Source organism: Microbacterium umsixpiens (assembly GCF_053543675.1).
In genome coordinates this window covers 1-643 of sequence record NZ_JBLVOH010000223.1, presented here as the reverse complement: position 1 = coordinate 643, position 643 = coordinate 1, and the positions used below count along the sequence as shown (strand labels likewise).

The following is a 643-nucleotide window of genomic DNA, read 5'->3' as shown; positions in this document are numbered from 1 at the left end:
CCCCTGTCGTGAAGGTGTGACTAGTCCGCTGCCGGAGCCGGCGGTGCGGGCGGCGGCGGGGTGGTCGGCGTCGAGACGCGCGGTGCGGGCGCGGCAGGCGTAGCTTCCGCGACACCGGCTCCGAAGCCGCGGCCGACGGCCTGACCCTGGATGATGCCGGCGAGGTCGAGCCCGGTGGCCGAGTGGACGCTCTCGAACACCGAGGCCAGGGCCTTGGCGTTGTCGGCACCGACGACGTCCGATGCGCCGTCCTGGCCCGAGCCGCCGATGATCGACACGTTGCCGATCGCCGCGTAACCCTTCGAGAACTCGGCCATGATCGACGGCAGCACCTCGAGCACGCGCTGCGAGAGGAAGGCGTCCTGGTTCGAGGCGATGGCCTTGGCCTCGGCCTCGAGAGCTGCGGCGCGCGCGTCACCCTCGGCGCGGATCGCCTCGGCTTCGGCAGCAGCCTGCAGGCGTCGGGCGTGAGCCTCGGCCTCGGCCTTCGAGCGCAGCGCGTCGGCCTCACCGGTGGCGCTCGCGACGGCAGCCGCGGCCTCACCGGCGGCGCGGGCCTTGTCGGCCTCTGCCTGCTGCTCGGCGATGCGGGTGCGAGCCTCGGCCTGCTTGACCTGCTCGATCGCGGCGGCCTCGGCCGCCC

The 643-nt window shown here is 74.2% G+C and carries 1 protein-coding gene; it reads right to left on the bottom strand.

Going from position 1 to position 643, the window contains the following annotated elements; genetic code table 11:
- Positions 1-20: 20 nt before the first annotated feature.
- Positions 21-643 (bottom strand): flotillin domain-containing protein (locus ACNPM4_RS18660; protein WP_448986699.1); only part of this gene is annotated, 623 nt, incomplete at its 5' end.